13 protein-coding genes and 2 pseudogenes are annotated in these 14,446 nt (G+C 72.4%); 9 read left to right on the forward strand and 6 right to left on the reverse strand.

Annotated elements, in window-relative coordinates; translation table 11 throughout:
* The first annotated feature begins 26 nt into the window (after positions 1-26).
* Both ACIP93_RS18735 and ACIP93_RS18740 read left to right on the forward strand, forming a co-directional pair.
* Positions 27-908, forward strand: a complete 882-nt coding sequence (locus ACIP93_RS18735; RefSeq protein WP_401760276.1) for a 3-hydroxyacyl-CoA dehydrogenase NAD-binding domain-containing protein — start codon at positions 27-29, stop codon at positions 906-908.
* 65 nt (positions 909-973) lie between these two features.
* Entirely contained in the window at positions 974-1,885 is a 912-nt protein-coding gene (locus tag ACIP93_RS18740) for a hypothetical protein (RefSeq protein WP_401760279.1), read from the forward strand.
* 79 nt (positions 1,886-1,964) lie between these two features.
* On the opposite strand, the pseudogene ACIP93_RS18745 reads toward ACIP93_RS18740, so the two are convergent.
* Positions 1,965-2,336: pseudogene (locus ACIP93_RS18745) on the reverse strand (DUF3533 domain-containing protein); the annotation flags it as partial.
* A 254-nt stretch (positions 2,337-2,590) separates the two neighbouring features.
* Between ACIP93_RS18745 and ACIP93_RS18750 the strand changes: the two are divergent.
* The 3 genes and pseudogenes from ACIP93_RS18750 to narI all read left to right on the forward strand — a co-directional run bounded on the left by ACIP93_RS18750 (position 2,591) and on the right by narI (position 4,833).
* Entirely contained in the window at positions 2,591-3,460 is an 870-nt protein-coding gene (locus ACIP93_RS18750) for a 3-hydroxyacyl-CoA dehydrogenase family protein (RefSeq protein ID WP_345219676.1), read from the forward strand.
* Between the two features lie 72 nt (positions 3,461-3,532).
* Positions 3,533-3,943, forward strand: a pseudogene (locus ACIP93_RS18755) (transposase); the annotation flags it as partial.
* Between the two features lie 233 nt (positions 3,944-4,176).
* Complete coding sequence (gene narI, locus ACIP93_RS18760) at positions 4,177-4,833, forward strand: respiratory nitrate reductase subunit gamma (RefSeq protein ID WP_401760623.1); 657 nt, start codon at positions 4,177-4,179, stop codon at positions 4,831-4,833.
* Positions 4,834-4,871: 38 nt separating this feature from the next.
* On the opposite strand, the gene ACIP93_RS18765 is transcribed toward narI, so the two are convergent.
* Together ACIP93_RS18765 and ACIP93_RS18770 are read right to left on the reverse strand one after the other, a co-directional pair.
* Positions 4,872-6,092: a PP2C family protein-serine/threonine phosphatase gene (locus ACIP93_RS18765; RefSeq protein ID WP_401760282.1), complete on the reverse strand. Its 1,221-nt coding sequence runs from the start codon at positions 6,090-6,092 to the stop codon at positions 4,872-4,874.
* A 123-nt stretch (positions 6,093-6,215) separates the two neighbouring features.
* Positions 6,216-6,818 carry an NAD(P)H-dependent oxidoreductase gene (locus ACIP93_RS18770; protein WP_401760285.1) on the reverse strand — a complete coding sequence of 201 codons (603 nt, stop codon included), beginning with the start codon at positions 6,816-6,818 and terminating at the stop codon, positions 6,216-6,218.
* Between the two features lie 338 nt (positions 6,819-7,156).
* Between ACIP93_RS18770 and ACIP93_RS18775 the strand changes: the two genes are divergently transcribed.
* The 3 genes from ACIP93_RS18775 to ACIP93_RS18785 all read left to right on the forward strand — a co-directional run bounded on the left by ACIP93_RS18775 (position 7,157) and on the right by ACIP93_RS18785 (position 9,349).
* A complete protein-coding gene (locus ACIP93_RS18775; RefSeq protein ID WP_401760624.1) occupies positions 7,157-8,026 on the forward strand; it encodes a SigB/SigF/SigG family RNA polymerase sigma factor in 870 nt (289 codons plus the stop codon).
* A 178-nt stretch (positions 8,027-8,204) separates the two neighbouring features.
* Positions 8,205-8,471, forward strand: a complete 267-nt coding sequence (locus ACIP93_RS18780; RefSeq protein WP_345219680.1) for a DUF5133 domain-containing protein — start codon at positions 8,205-8,207, stop codon at positions 8,469-8,471.
* Complete coding sequence (locus ACIP93_RS18785; protein ID WP_401760288.1) at positions 8,468-9,349, forward strand: alpha/beta fold hydrolase; 882 nt, start codon at positions 8,468-8,470, stop codon at positions 9,347-9,349. The genes ACIP93_RS18780 and ACIP93_RS18785 overlap by 4 nt, the downstream gene beginning before the upstream one ends.
* A gap of 62 nt (positions 9,350-9,411) precedes the next feature.
* On the opposite strand, the gene ACIP93_RS18790 is transcribed toward ACIP93_RS18785, so the two are convergent.
* Entirely contained in the window at positions 9,412-10,425 is a 1,014-nt protein-coding gene (locus tag ACIP93_RS18790) for a GNAT family N-acetyltransferase (RefSeq protein ID WP_401760291.1), read from the reverse strand.
* Between the two features lie 344 nt (positions 10,426-10,769).
* Here ACIP93_RS18790 and ACIP93_RS18795 point away from each other — a divergent pair, with 344 nt between their 5' ends.
* On the forward strand, positions 10,770-11,624 hold the full coding sequence (locus ACIP93_RS18795; protein ID WP_401760294.1) for a hypothetical protein: 855 nt from the start codon (positions 10,770-10,772) through the stop codon (positions 11,622-11,624).
* Positions 11,625-11,716: 92 nt separating this feature from the next.
* Here the strand turns inward: ACIP93_RS18795 and bla are convergent, their stop codons facing one another.
* Both bla and ACIP93_RS18805 read right to left on the reverse strand, forming a co-directional pair.
* Positions 11,717-12,637 (reverse strand): class A beta-lactamase, encoded by a 921-nt coding sequence (gene bla / locus ACIP93_RS18800; RefSeq protein WP_401760297.1) that lies wholly within the window; start codon positions 12,635-12,637, stop codon positions 11,717-11,719.
* A 132-nt stretch (positions 12,638-12,769) separates the two neighbouring features.
* Positions 12,770-14,422 (reverse strand): amidohydrolase, encoded by a 1,653-nt coding sequence (locus ACIP93_RS18805; protein ID WP_401760300.1) that lies wholly within the window; start codon positions 14,420-14,422, stop codon positions 12,770-12,772.
* Positions 14,423-14,446: the final 24 nt, after the last annotated feature.

Consider the following 14,446-nt stretch of genomic DNA (forward strand, 5'->3'; position numbering starts at 1 on the left):
CGTCTGGAGTGGTTTTTGTGGCAGTCGTGACAATCGTTGGTGCCGGCGTCATCGGTGTCTCCTGGGCGCGTTTGTTCAGCGAGGGCGGTTGGGAGGTACGTGTCAGCGACCCGCGCCCCGACCTGCACGAGCTGGTGGAACGTGAGCTGGCGGGGCTGCCGGTGGCAGCGAGTGAGGACCTGGCCGCCGCGGTGTCCGGTGCGGACTTCGTGCAGGAGGCCGGGCCGGAACGGGTCGAGATCAAGGAGGAGATGTTCGCCACGCTCGCCACGCACACCCGCGACGACGTGGTGCTGGCCTCGTCCTCCTCGTCCCTGCTGCCCTCGGTGATCGCCAAGGGCAACCCCGCGGCCGGCCGGATCGTGATCGGCCACCCGTTCAACCCGCCGGAGCTGATGCCGCTGGTCGAGGTGGTGCCAGGACCCGAAACCACGGCACGGACCGTCGACCGGGCCGTCGAGGTCTACCGCGACCTCGGCAAACTGCCCATCCGGCTGAAGAAGGAGATCCCCGGCTTCGTCGGCAACCGCCTCCAGAAGGTCTTCAACGACCAGGCCACCTATCTGGTGCAGCAGGGGGTGATCGACGTGCAGGACCTCGACGACCTGGTCCGGGCCTCGCTCGGACTGCGCTGGGCCGTGACGGGGCCGTTCCAGAGCGGCACTCTCGGTGGCGGCCCCGCAGGCATGCGCCATCTGGTGGAGCACGTCGGCTCGCAGCTGACCTTCGAGACCGGCAGCCCGGACCCGGCCCGGTTGGATGCGGTCCTCACTGCGGTCGAAGACGCCTACGGCACAGGTGAGGCGGCCTACGAGCGGCTCGTCGAACTGCGCGACGTACGTACCCGCGCCGTTCTCCAGCCGCTGGGCTGGCCGGAGGCCATGTCCGCGGACGGCCCGCGACAGTGACCGCCGGCCCCGACCGGGGTGAAGCCGGGACAGAGCGAGACATACCGAGAAGGAGGACAACTGCCATGGCCACAGAGCTGCTCGCGCTGCAGTTCATGCCCTCGAAAGTGCTGCGGGTGAGCATTCCGGACGGTCAGGTGCAGACCCTGCTCGACGATGCCGGGGACGGACCCGACGGCATCGTCGTGGATTCCCGTACCGCCTACTGGACCACCATGGGCGCCCCCGTGATCGACCCTGACACTCCGGGTGAGGCCGGCTACGACTTCTCCGCGCGCAACGGCGGCGTCCACGGATGGAGCCTCGACGGCGGGCCCAGGCGCGACGTGGTTCCGAGCGGAGCGATGACGACCGGCAAGCAGTTGACGTCCGACGGCGCCGGCACGCTGTACTGGAGCGACCGCGAGGGCCACCGGGTCAGCAGGGCCCGGGTGGACGGCAGTGGCCTGACCGACCTGGTGGTGAACCCGGCCGAGGACAAGATCATGGGGGAGTGCGTCGGCGTGGCGGTGGATCCCGTTCGCGGATACCTGTACTGGACGCAGAAAGGACCGGCCAAGGGCGGCAAGGGCCGGATCTTCCGAGCGGGCCTGGAGATCCCGCCGGGCCAGAGCGCTGAGAACCGTACCGATGTCGAGGTGCTCTGGAGCGGTTTGCCCGAGCCGATCGACCTGCACCTCGACGGCGACTGGCTGTACTGGACCGACCGCGGTGCCGAGCCCGCCGGCAACACGCTCAACCGTGCGCCCGTGCCGCCGCCCGGCGAGGCCGGGCAGGCCCCCGAGATCCTGACCGACGGCTTCGAGGAGGCGATCGGCCTCGCCGTCGACGGCGAGGAGGGCATTGCCTACGTCTCCGACCTGCACGGCCACATCCGCGCCGTCCCCCTGCCCCGGGGCCCCGCCGCCGGGCAGGAACCGCGCGAGATCGTCGTGCTGCCGTATCCGCTGACCGGGCTGTGCCTGCTGCGGAACTAGGTCCTGTGGCCGATGGGAGCCGCCACCACCCGGCGGGATGCCGGGCGGGAGGAGTTCCGCGACGCGGATCGCAGCCGTGTCACCCGGGCTGAGGCACCATGCGGTGCAGCCCCTTGCGGTCGTAGTACCGCGTCATGAGGAAACCGAAGGCGAGGGTCACCGCGACACCGACCCCGATCATGGTCCAGCCACGGGCCAGTCCGGCATCCGCGCGCGCGTCGAAGTACAGGATCGCCCGGATTCCGGCGACGAGTTGGTGCATCGGTTCGAAGGTCCCCAGGAAGCGGTAGAAACCGGGCACGGCCTCCAGCGGGATGGTGGCGCCGGAGGAAGGCAGAGCCAGGGCGATGAAGAAGAACATCGACACGATCTGTCCGATGTTTCCGAACGCCGCGTTGATGGCCTGCACGCCGAGTCCCACGCTCAGGCAGGAGCAGTACGAGAACAGTGCTGGGAAGGCATGGGGCTCCGCGGGATATCGGGGGCAACTGGCTCGCCCGGGGCACTGGGGAGCGTAGGCGCGGCCGGGGCAGGGCCAGGCGTGGCGCACCCGGCTGCTGTGCGTACTCGCCCGAACGGGTCACCCGGGTCGTGCGGTGCCGGACGCCGTCGGAAGGTGAGGGATCAGATGGGGGGAGAGGGGCGAGCCGGCCCGCGGGAGGGCACCCCCTCCGGCCCACCACCCGAGAAAGCACGGGAGCAGTCATGGCCTTCACCCTGCCCACGGACATCCAGAACCGTCCGGTCGCCGTCATCGGCGCAGGCACGCTCGGACGGCGGATCGCCTTGATGTTCGCCACCCGCGGCGGCCTTGTGCGGATCTACGACAAGTCGCCGCAGGCGGGCGACGCGGCGCGGGCCTACGTGGAGGAGCACGTCCGCGAGGTCGCGGCAGGGATCGACGGCGGAAAACCGGGGCGGGTCACGGTCACCGACGACATGGCCGAGGCGTTGCTGGACGCCTGGCTGGTGGTGGAGGCCGTACCGGAGCGGCTCGACCTCAAGAAGGAAGTCTTCGGAGAACTGGACCGGGCGTCCCGCCCTGACACGATCCTGGCCAGCAACTCCTCGTCGTACGCGACCAGTGAGTTCATCGACCGGGTCGAACACCCCGAGCGCGTACTGAACGTGCACTTCTACATGCCGCCACAGCAGGACGCGGTCGACCTCATGTCCGACGGGCACACGGACCCGGGAATCTTCGACCTGCTCAAGCGCGAACTGCCGCTGTTCGGAATCTTCCCATTCGTAGCACGCAAGGAGTCCACGGGCTTCATCTTCAATCGCGTCTGGGCCGCCATCAAGCGCGAGGCGCTGGAGGTCGTGGCCGAAGGGGTGTCCACACCCGAGGACGTGGACGCGATGTGGAAGCTCAACACGGGGCTCGCGACCGGCCCCTTCCGGATGATGGACCATGTCGGCCTGGACGTCGTCCTGGACATCGAGAACCACTACGCGGCGGAACGCCCCTATCTGCCCGCCGGCCCCCGCGAGCTGCTGCAGCGGTACGTGGACGCCGGGCACCTGGGCGTGAAGTCCGGTCAGGGCTTCTACACGTACGACACTCCGAGCTGACGCCGCCAGGGGGCCGGCCCATGAGCCCGAGCGATGTACGCGGCCGCCCTGTGCGAGCACGTGCTGGCCGGGGGCCGCAGCGGTGGCCGGGCCATGACCTGGCGCAAGGGCTCGAAGGCGGAAATGAGTTCGCACTTCGTGTTCCTGCGGGTGAGGCTCGCCGGGCGCCGGCCCAAGCCCTGTGACGATGGGACGATTCCGTTGGTCTGGCTGATCGCCCAGTGGCCCGAGGGCGAGGACGAACCGGTGGAGTACGGGATGTCGAACCTGCCTGCCGACCTTCCCGCCATGGACCTCGTCCGCCTCGCGAAAGCACGCTGGCGGATCGAGCACGACTACCGGGAATTGAAGACCGCTCTGGGCCTCGACCATTTCGAGGGCCGCTCGTTCACCGGCCGGCACCGCCACGTCACCCTCGTCACCGCCGCCGACCTGTTCCTGACCGAACAGCGGACCTGCCCAAGAGCCCCTGCCAGGGCCTGACCCTCTACCAGTCCCTGGACCTTCTTCAGCACCTCATCGCCACCTGGACCGGCACTTGCCCCACCTGCCGACAACCCACCTGGTAGCCCTGCGACACCGCCTAACGAAGCACTGCTGGTGCTGCGTTCCTCAAATGCAGTACACATATCGGCGGCGGAGCTGGCGGGTTGCTGGTGCTGGTCTGCCCCATATCCAGGGCCGGGCACGGATGTTGAGTTGCGCCGTTGTCAGGCGTGTGGCGCGCCCGCCACGACCAGTTCGGCTGGACCTCGCACTCCTCCCAGCTCCACGAGTCGAGACTGCTGCGGATCGGCCCCCCGCTCTTCCACTTCGGGATGCTCTTCGTCGTACTCGGCCACGTCGTCGGCCTGCTGATCCCGCGGAGCTGGACCGACGCGATCGGCGTCAGCGACCACACGTACCACCTGATCGCGGTCACCACCGGGGCGGTGGCGGGCGCGGCGGCGGCGATCGGCATCGGCCTGCTCGTGCACCGCCGCCTCACGGTCCCGGCCGTACGCCGGGCCACCCTGCGCAGCGACCGCCTGATGTACGCCTCCCTGCTCGGTGCGATCGTCCTCGGCCTGCTCGCCACGGTCCTCAACTCGACCGGGACGACGAACGGATACGACTACCGCGAGGGCACCTCCCCGTGGTTCCGCTCCCTGTTCACCCTCGCGCCCGACTACGCGCTGATGGCGGGCGCGCCGCTCGCCTTCAAGCTCCACGTCCTGTTCGGCTTCACCTTCTTCGCCCTCGTCCCGTACTCCCGCCTGGTGCACGTGTTCAGCGCTCCGGTGAAGTACCTCTTCCGGCCGTACGCCGTCTGCCGCGGCCGGGACCCGCACGAGGCGCCGGCCCAGCGCCGGGGCTGGGAGCGCACCCGGTGACGCACCCCCGGACGGCGGCCCCCGGCCGCGCCCGTGTCCTACGTCATCGCCTGCGCGGGCTTCCACTCCACCATCAGGATGGTCGCGTCGTCGTTCAACCGGGGGCCGGTGGCGTCGAGGAAGCTGTGAATGAGACGACGCAGGGTCTCCGGGGCGAGCTCGCTGAGCGTGCCGGGTCCGGCGACGTCGTGGGCGAGGTGCTCGATGCCCAGCTCCCTGCCGTCGGCCTGCCGGGCCTCGGTGATGCCGTCGGTGTGGACCAGGACCCGGTCCCCGGCCCGTAGCTGCATCCGGTGCACGGAGCGCGGGCGCGACGAGAGCTTCGACGGCGTGCCCATGGGAAGGTCGGCCCGGCGCCGGAAGGCGTCCTCCACCAGCCGGCCCTCGCGGATGAGCAAGGGGGGCGGATGGCCGCAGTTGACCCAGCTCAGCATTCCCGACGGCAGGTGCAGGCGGCAGAGCACCCCGGTGCAGAAGAGGTCGGGCAGCCACGTGATGAGGGCCTCGTCCGCCTCCTGCACCAGATCCAGCAGGCTCGCATCCGTGCGCCGGGCCTTGCGGCAGGCCGCCAGCGCGACCGCGGTGGTGAGCCCGGAAGCGAGGTTGTGGCCGGTGGCGTCCAGCACCGCCGCGTGCAGGGTGTCCTCGGACAGCGCGTGGTCGAAGGCGTCGCCGCCGATCTGGTAGGCCGGTTCCAGGACCGCGGTGGACGTCACTGACGGGGTGCCGATGGTGCGGGGCGGCAGGAAGGCACGCAGCAGCTCGGCCGCGAGATCCATGGAATGGGTGCGTGCCCGGCGTACGAACGTGTCCTTGTAGGCGCGCTTGGACGTGATCATCATGGCGCAGAGGGCCGCCAGGGCACAGGCGCGCTGCCGGGTGGGCCCGTCGGCGGCCGGGGCGTGCACGGAGAGCACCCCGAGGCGCTCCACGCCGTCGATCAGCGGCTGCCACAACGTCACCCCGTCCCGCCGGGGTTCCTCCCGCGGGGTCTGGGTCCGGTAGCTCGCACCGGCCACGGAGCTGTCGATGTCCTGCGTGGGGGCGGCCAGGTTCAGGGCGGTGAGCTGACGCTGCTGGATGTCGGCGAGGAAGACCACCACGTCCGACAGCCCCAGGGCGCGGGCGCACCGGCGCACCGAGGTCGCCAGGTCCAGCGGCAGGTGCGCGGGGTCGGCGAGGAAGTCCGTCAGCCGGTTGCCCGGCCCTCGCGCGTCGTCCGCTTCGGCTCTGTCGTCGTTGCCCTCGGCGTCGTTCACCGCGGCAGTCTCGCAGCGCCGGGGCCGATCACACGGCGTACGCGCCGACGGGCCACCGGAACGCGCGCCGTCGCCCCCGTGCCCCGGGGCCGGTGCCGCCCTGACGGGCCGTGCTCTCCCGGCCTAGCTGTTCGCGAGCCGGCGGGCTTCCGTGCGTACGCGCTCCAGCCAGGCGTCCCGCTCCTCGGCCGTCGAGCCGGTGACGGTACGGAACACCACCCGCCGCACCTCCGTGACCCCCGTGTACGGCAGCACGCACGCCGACCAGATCCGCTCCAGCGGGTCGCCGAACTCCTCCCGCTCGCGGGCCTCCGGCGTGTCCGAGGTGTTCAGGACCAGCGCCCGGGTCGCCCGCAGCAGGCCGACCGGCTCTCCGTCCGCCGTTGCGAGCTTGTAGGCGACCCCCGGGACCAGCACCCGCTGGAGCCAGCCGGTGAGGACCGCCGGCGGCATGCCCCACCAGTTGGGATGCACGAAAACGAGCGCGTCCAGAGTCGCCAGTTCCGCCTGGTGCGACGCGACGTCGGCGTCCGGCGGGACCGGGACCGCGTCGACCGTCTCCGTCTCGCCCGCCCCGAGTACCGGATCAAAGCCTTCCGCGCACAGGTCGTGCGTCACCACCTCGCAGCCCGCGGAACGCAGCTCCGCGACGACGGCGTCGAACAGCGCGTGATTGAAGCTGCCGGGACGCGGGTGGGCGAGATAGACACCGACGCGTGCCATCATCCGGCTCAACTCCTCTTCCAGAGACCAAGGATCGGTCATTCAATCACCACGGACCGGGCTCCCTGCGGGCCGGTGCGCCGGCCGGGCGGTCCGGCCCCACGGGCAGGGTTGATCGGCGCCCGGTACCGCAGGCGCACGGCTTCCCCGAGCGGTCCTTCCGGCGTCGGTGACCGGCCGTCCGGCCCGCCGGGAGCGACCGCCCGGTGCGGGTCCCCCGGATTCCCCCTATCGCTTGATGCATGCGACGGCTGTTCGAGGGCAGGTGCGTCATCAGGCCGGACAGCACGGGGGCAGACGGACGCGAAAAGGTGGGGATCATGACAACAGCAGTGCAGGACATGACGACGAAGCAGGTCGACGGGCAGACGGCACCGCCGAGGACGGGGGCCCCGGCGGCGCTGCCGCGGATCGAGGCCCCGGCGGCGGTCGCGCCGAAGAACGCCCGGGAGCTGACCCGTCTGTTCCTGGACCGGCTGAACGTCCTGGAGGAGGGCACGCACGAGTACGCGTACGCCCGCAACACGCTCATCGAGATGAACCTGTCCCTGGTGAAGTTCGCCGCCCGCCGCTTCCGCAACCGCGGCTCCGGCGACATGGAGGACATCATCCAGGTCGGCACCATCGGCCTCATCAAGGCGATCGACCGCTTCGACCTGAGCCGCGAGGTCGAGTTCACCTCCTTCGCGATCCCCTACATCACCGGTGAGATCAAGCGCTTCTTCCGCGACACCACCTGGGCCGTGCACGTACCGCGCCGCCTCCAGGAGCTCCGTACCGAGCTGGCGAAGGCGAAGGAGCAGCTCGCCTCCGTCCTGGACCGCGACCCCACGGTCGCGGAACTCGCGCAGTTGCTGGACCTGCCGGAGAACGAGATCGTCGACGGCCTCGTCGCGGCGAACGGCTACACCGCCGGCTCGCTGGACCTGCCCGCGGACACGGGCGACGGGCAGACGGGCAAGGCCGCGTCCTACGGCGACCTCATGGGCGACGTGGACCCGGGCATGGAGCTCTTCGAGGACCTCCACACCCTCGCCCCGCTCCTGGCCCGGCTCTCGGACCGCGACCGCCACATCCTCACCATGCGCTTCGGCCAGGAATTCACCCAGGCGCAGATCGGCGAGGTGCTCGGCATCTCGCAGATGCAGGTCTCCCGCCTCCTCACCCGCATCCTGGGCCAGCTCCGTACCGGCATGCTCGCCACCGCCTGACCGGCGCGCGAGACGGAGCCCCCGCGTCGCCCGGCGACGCGGGGGCTCCGTCCATTTATCACCCAATTTCATGACAAGAGAGTGATTTGCCAGGATTACAACCGGCAGGCCGGGGAAAACGAGCATCATCAAGGAACGCCGAGGAATCCGATCCTCCCCTCACGGCAAGGAACCGCACGTGCTGATCCCCGACGCCAGGACTCTCCGCACCCTCCTCGCCCGCTTCGCCGACGCGCACGTCGCCCACGCGCAGCACGCCCGCCCCGGCACGGAGGAGGAGCTCCGGGACCTCGCCTACACCCTGTGCGTGATGACGGGGACCAGGGAGGTCCGGGAGGCCCTCGCGGCGGCGGACCGGATGCTCGTCCGCGCCGAGTTCCCGGCCGCCCCGTCCGCCCGGACCGGGGCGCAGGCGTTCCGCCAGGACCTCCCGACGGCGGCGTGAACCCGGCGGCAGGAGCGCCGGGCGACCGGCTGCCGACCCGCACGGAGCCGCCCGCCCCGCCCGGTGCGGCGCGCCGACGCGAGCACGCGCCCGCCGGCCGGCCCGGCGGGCCGGCGCGCGGCCCGAGCCGGACCGGCCTCTTCACCCGCCGGTACGGCCCGCCCCTGGGGACCCGGTCCCCGACCGTGGTGCTGGTGCACGGCCTCGGCCTGTCCGGCCGGTACTTCGTACCGCTGGCCCGGCGGCTGGCCGCGAACGGCGCCACCGTGCTCGTGCCGGACCTGCCGGGCAACGGCAGGTCGCGGGCGGCCGTGCGCCGCGCCCCGGACATCGAGCAGCTCAGCGACGCCCTGGCGCACTGGCACGAGGAGCACCGCGCCGGGCCGGCCGTACTGGTGGCGAACTCGGTCGGCTGCCAGGTCGTGGCCGCCCTCGCCGCCCGCCCGTCGCCCTGGGTGCGGGGGGTGGTGCTGATCGGGCCCGCGCTGGAACCGCGTGTCCCGGCCCGGCACCACCTCGGCCGACTGCTCGCCGACGCGCCACGGGAGCCGCTCTCCCTGCTCGCCCTCGCCACCGCCGACTACCTGACGACCGGCCCCGCCCGCTTCCTCCAGTCCTTCCGCCGCGCCGCACGCGACGCGGACGCCTCCTTCGAGGAGCACCTGCGCCGCGTCGACGTGCCGGCCCTGGTCGCCAGGGGCGTCGGTGACACCGTCGCCCACGCCGACTGGGCCCGACGGGTGGCCCGGCTGGTCCGGGACGGCCGATCGGCCGACGTGCCGGGTGCCGCCCACGCGGCGCACTACAGCGCGCCCGACGCCGTCGCCGCGCTGATCCGCACATTCGCCGAGGAAGCCGAGCGAGCCGACGACCTGTGACCTCGCACGGCCGCCCGTGTGCCGGGACCGGCACGCGCGGGCGCCACCCGGACGCGACCGGCTCAGGCAGCCTCCTCCGACAGCACCACCCGGCACCGGAAGTTGCGGTACCCGGCGCGTTCGAAGGCGGCCGCCATCGGGCGGTTCGCGAGGTCGGTGTCGGCGCGGATCTGCTCGGTGCCGGGCTGCGCGGCCAGGACGGCGGTGACCTCGGCGAGGATCTCGTCGATGTAGCCGCGCCCGCGGTGACCGGGCAGGACGCCGAGGTAACCGACCACCGGCCCCTGGTGGTTGCGCGTGGGGACGCCGAACCCGACGGCCTCGCCCGACGCGTCGCGGGCCACCCGCCACCAGGAGCGCTCGCCGAGGAACTGGTCCCGGTAGAGGGCCACGTCATGGCGGGCCTGCGCCTCGGCCCCGAGCTGCTCGGCCTGCGCCCGGGTACCGGCGTCGAGGGTGCCCCGGAGCACCTGCCGGAACAGATCCACGAAGACCTCGTCGTCGGGCTCGGCCTCGAAGGTCAGCCTCGTGGTGGCCGGCGCACGCAGCCCGGCCTGCGGCACCCACTCGTAACCGAGCCGTTCCAGGAAGCCCACGAGACCGGCGCTCCCGGCCGCCGCCCGCCGCCAGGCGAGCGCTTCGACCACCTCGGGCCGCTCCCGGAAGTCCCCGGGCAGGAAGATGTGGAACGCGGGCGCCTCGTCGGCCCCCGCCGCCTTGAACGCGAGGTGCGCCGCGCGGAGCAACGCGCCCGCGAGCGCGGTCCGTCGTTCGGCCGGTACGCGCGTCCCGTCGACGTGCACCGCGTCCAGAGCACCGGGATGCGCCTGCGACGGGGGACCCCACCAGACGGCGACCGCGAGCGGCCCGCCGTCGTCGGACGGGTCCTCCGCGATCCAGGTCCAGGCGTGGCGGTACTGGCCGTCGGCGAGCTTGCTCCGGTACGCGTCGGCGGACAGGACACTGGCCGGATCGGGTACGAGGAGCGGAAGGAAGCCGTCGAGATCGTCCGCGGCGACGGAACGGAAGACGACGGAGGGGAAATCGGCGGAACGGAAGGTCGTACGGAACGTCACTGTGCCTCCACGGCGATGACAGCGGGAGGCGCCACCAGATCGGCGGACCGGAAAGGTCAGGCGGGGTGACTCCCGCAGACCCGGCAGGCGTGCGCGGGAACGGCGGGAACGATCTGGAGCGCCGGATTCGGGGTGAACATCACGGCCTCCCTTCTCTCACGTGGTCCGTTGCCCGGCCGGACGGCCGAACGCCCGTCACCGTAGGCCCGGCCCGACCACGGAGCAACCCCATTACGGACCAGGAGCCGGGGGAGCGAGCGGGAACGGCAACGGGGTGAAGGCTGACGTGTACGCGACGCCCTAGGGTGGCCCCCAGTCGACCGTTCGCAGGGGGCGGAACAACCATGGAATCCAGGAGACGACCGGCAGGCGTGCTGCTGAGCGCACTCGTCGTGCTGTCGCTCGGCGCGTGCGGGACCCAGCAGGCCGGCCCGCGCGCACCGACGGACGCACGGACACCGGCGAGCGCGACCGCGCGGACACCGGCGAGCGCGACGGCGCCGGCCGGTGCCGGGACACCGCACTGGCAGACGTTCGCACCCTTCCGCGTGACCGCGGCCCGGCTCACCGGCGGCGGCCGGACGCTCGGCGTCGACGCGCAGGTGCCCGGCGGCGGACGGACCTGCGCACGCGACCTGAAGGCGGTCGTGACCTCGGTGTCGGCACGCACCGTGTGGGTGCAGATCACCTTCTCCGCCCTGACCGGCGACCCGCGCGCCGACTGCTCGAAGACCGCGACCGGCACGGCGACCGTGCGCCTGCCGTCCGCCCTCGGCGACCGCGAACTGGCCGTGGACACCGGCACGACGTTCACCGCGGACGGCGCCGACCTGCCCGAGCTGCGGCTGTGCGGCAGCCTGGGCTGCCACCCGGCGCCCACCGGCTGCACCCCCGCTTCCTACGACCAGGCGGTCGCGGCGCTCGACGTGCCGAAGCACACTTCCCGTGGCGAGGAGCACTGCGACGGGAAGTGGCTGGTGTTCGACGTGTCCTCACGCATGGGCCCCGCCTGTGCCGAGGGCGGGGCGCCGGGCTGCGGAGCGAGCCGCGGCGACCGCTGGTTCTTCCGGGCCGGCGCGACGGGCTGGGAGCCCTTCGCACGCGGCACGAACGCGGGATGCGCCGACGTGCACCGCACCGAGCCCGCCTTCCCCTCCGCCCTGTGCGCCGGCCTGCCCGAGCTGCGGCGCGCCGACTGAGGGGCGGCGACGCGCGCCGCCCCGGGCGGGGCCGGCCGCGCACGCCCCGTTCGACGGGGCGGGGGCCGGCCCCGGAAGGGGGGAGCCCCGGCTCAGGCGAGCGCGTTCGACAGCAGGGTGGCCGTCCGGGCGATCAGGGCGTTGTCGGGCAGGGCGTCGGGAGCGTGCCGGGTGGTGAGGACCGCCATGACGAGGGGAGCGCGCCCGGGAGGCCACACGAGGCCCACGTCGTGGTTGGTGCCGTACTTCCCGCCCCCGGTCTTGTCCGCGACGACCCAGTCGGCCGGCAGGCCCGCCCGCAACTTCGCGGCGCCCGTGGTGGTGGCCTTCAGCCAGCCGGTGAGCCGCCTGCGGTCCGGCGGCGTGAGAACGTCGCCGAGGACCAGACGCGCGTAGGTCCGCCCGATGGCGCTCGGGCTGGTGGTGTCCGTCACCCGGTCCGGCTCGGCGGAGTTGAGCTCGGGCTCCCACCGGTCGAGCCGTGTCGTACGGTCCCCGATCGAGCGGCAGTAGCGCGTGATCGCGCTCGGGCCGCCCAGCTCGCGCAGGAGCAGGTTGCCCGCCGCGTTGTCGCTCTGGGAGATCGTGGCGGCGCAGAGTTCGGCCACGGTCATGCCGTTGGCGAGGTTCTCCGGCTTGGCGGTGACCGGTGCGTAGCCCGAGTCCGTGGTGTCCTTCTCGGTGTAGTGGACGCGCTTCGCGAGGAACCGCCCGTCCGTGTCGAGGTGGTGCAGCACCGCTGCGGCGGCCAGCGTCTTGAAGGTCGAGCAGACGGGGAAACGCTCCTGCGCGCGGTACCGCACCACACGGCCGGTGGCCGTGTCCTGGGCGTAGACGCCCAGCCGCGCCGCGTGCTGCTCCTCCAGCTCCCGCAACTGGCGGATGACCGCCTCCTCGCCCCGCGTCGTGGCAGCCCGGGCGCTCGTCGGCAGGGCGCCGGCCAGGACCGCACCGGCCCCCACGGTGAGCATCCCGCGCCGGGACAGGGGACTGCGGGCGTTCATCAGGGTCATCGTCTTCTCCTCCGGTCCGTTGGGCTGACAATGATCAAGAGGCAGGAGCGGAGCACTCGGTTCCGGTCGATGCGCACGCGCTTCGGGACGCGGTGGATTGGGAGTGATACGTCCCGCTTGCGCCCCCTCGGGTCAGACCTTGTGCACCACTTCACCGCCGACCACCACGACCTCGGCCACCGTTCCGAGGATCTCCGAGGGGTCGGCGGTCCGCAGGATGTCGCGGGACAGCACGACGAAGTCGGCGAGCTTGCCGACGGTGAGCGAACCGCGTTCCCCCTCCAGGAAGTTGGCGTACGCCGAGCCCATCGTGTAGCCGCGCACCGCGGTTTCCACATCCACGGTCTCCTGCGGCATCCACGCCTCGCCGCCGTCCAGCGGACGGCGGGTGACGGCCGTGTAGATGCCGACCATCGGGTCCATCTCGGCCACGTTCCAGTCGCTGGAGAAGGCCAGCACCGCACCGGCCTCGTGCAGGGAGCGCATCGGCCATGCCTTGTGCCAGCGGTCCGCGCCGACGTTCTCGGCCCAGTCCTTGCCCGGCCCGGCGATCTCCGGGGCGCTGTGCCGGGGCTGCATGCAGGCGACCACGCCCAGCTCGGCGAAGCGCGGGGTGTCCCGCGGGTCGAGGCACTCGACGTGCACGACCTGGTGGCGGGCGTCCCGGGGCCCGTTGACGGTACGCGCGCGGGCGACGGCGTCCAGGACGGTGCGGATGCCGCGGTCCCCGGTGGCGTGGACGAAGCACTGGAAACCGCGGGCGTCGAGCGCGGTCAGCAGGTCCGCGAACTCCTCCGGCGGGTAGAACGTCTCGCCCCGGTGGTGCCCGCAGCCCGCGTACGGCTCCAGCAGGGCGGCGGTGCGGGGCTCCACGACGTCGTCGATGTACAGCTTGAGGGGCCCCACCCGCAGCCGGTCGTCGTCGTACCGGCGGGCGGCGGCCGCGAAGTCGTCCAGGTCGGCCGCGGTGGTGCCCCGGGGGTGGAACAGGGCGGCGACGACGCGGGACCGGAGCCGGCCCTCGGCGGCGGCCCGTTCGTACAGGGCCAGGTCGTCGAGGGAGTTCTGCGGCTCCACGACGGTGGTGATGCCGAAGCCGACGGCGTCGTCCAGGCTCTTGGCGAGACGCCCGTACTGACGGTCCTGACAGGCCCAGGGCACGCCGAGCGCGCGCAGCGCCCGATGGCCGTCGCGCGAGAGCCCCTTGACGGCGAACTCCGTGATGAATCCGGTCGGTTCCCCCGTCGCGGGGTCCGTGGCGGCCTCGCCGAAGGGCAGGCTGGTGCGGGTGCGGTCGACGCCCAGGCGGCGCAGGGCCGCGGTGTTGAGCCAGGCGGTGTGCACGTCGTAGCTGAGGACGAACGCGGGGACGTCGCCGGTGACCGGGTCGAGGTCGGCGGCGCACGGCATCCGCCCCCCTTCGATCGCGGAGTAGTCGAAGGCCTCGGCCTCCACCCACGCGGCGTCCGGGTGGGCCGCGAGCCAGGAGCCGATCCGCCGGTGGATCTCGTCGAGGGTGCCCGCACCGGCCAACTGGACGCAGGCGTCGTCCGAGCCGAGCCGGACGTGGTTGTGGGCGTCGATGAACCCCGGCAGGACGAGCCGGCCCCGGGCGTCCAGGACTTCGGTGTCCGGACCGGTCCAGGCGGCGGCCTTCTCGGTCGTGCCGAGCCACACGATGCGGCCGTCGCGCACGGCGAGGGCCTCGGCCTCCGGGCGGCCGGGGTCGACGGTGTGCAGACGGCCGCCGACGAGGACGAGATCGGCGGGGGCGGTGCGGGTCATGGGAAGGAACTCCTGGGGTCGGTG

Source organism: Streptomyces sp. NPDC088745 (genome assembly GCF_044751045.1).
GTDB lineage: Bacteria > Actinomycetota > Actinomycetes > Streptomycetales > Streptomycetaceae > Streptomyces > Streptomyces cremeus.

Excerpts from the sequence above, each read along its gene's own strand:
- ACIP93_RS18740 (WP_401760279.1), top strand. The coding sequence starts at position 974 with ATGGCCACAGAGCTGCTCGCGCTGCAGTTCATGCCCTCGAAAGTGCTG.
- ACIP93_RS18750 (WP_345219676.1), top strand. The coding sequence starts at position 2,591 with ATGGCCTTCACCCTGCCCACGGACATCCAGAACCGTCCGGTCGCCGTC.
- ACIP93_RS18770 (WP_401760285.1), bottom strand. The coding sequence starts at position 6,818 with ATGATGGCACGCGTCGGTGTCTATCTCGCCCACCCGCGTCCCGGCAGC.
- ACIP93_RS18775 (WP_401760624.1), top strand. The coding sequence starts at position 7,157 with ATGACGACGAAGCAGGTCGACGGGCAGACGGCACCGCCGAGGACGGGG.
- ACIP93_RS18795 (WP_401760294.1), top strand. The coding sequence starts at position 10,770 with ATGGAATCCAGGAGACGACCGGCAGGCGTGCTGCTGAGCGCACTCGTC.
- bla (WP_401760297.1), bottom strand. The coding sequence starts at position 12,637 with ATGACCCTGATGAACGCCCGCAGTCCCCTGTCCCGGCGCGGGATGCTC.
- ACIP93_RS18805 (WP_401760300.1), bottom strand. The coding sequence starts at position 14,422 with ATGACCCGCACCGCCCCCGCCGATCTCGTCCTCGTCGGCGGCCGTCTG.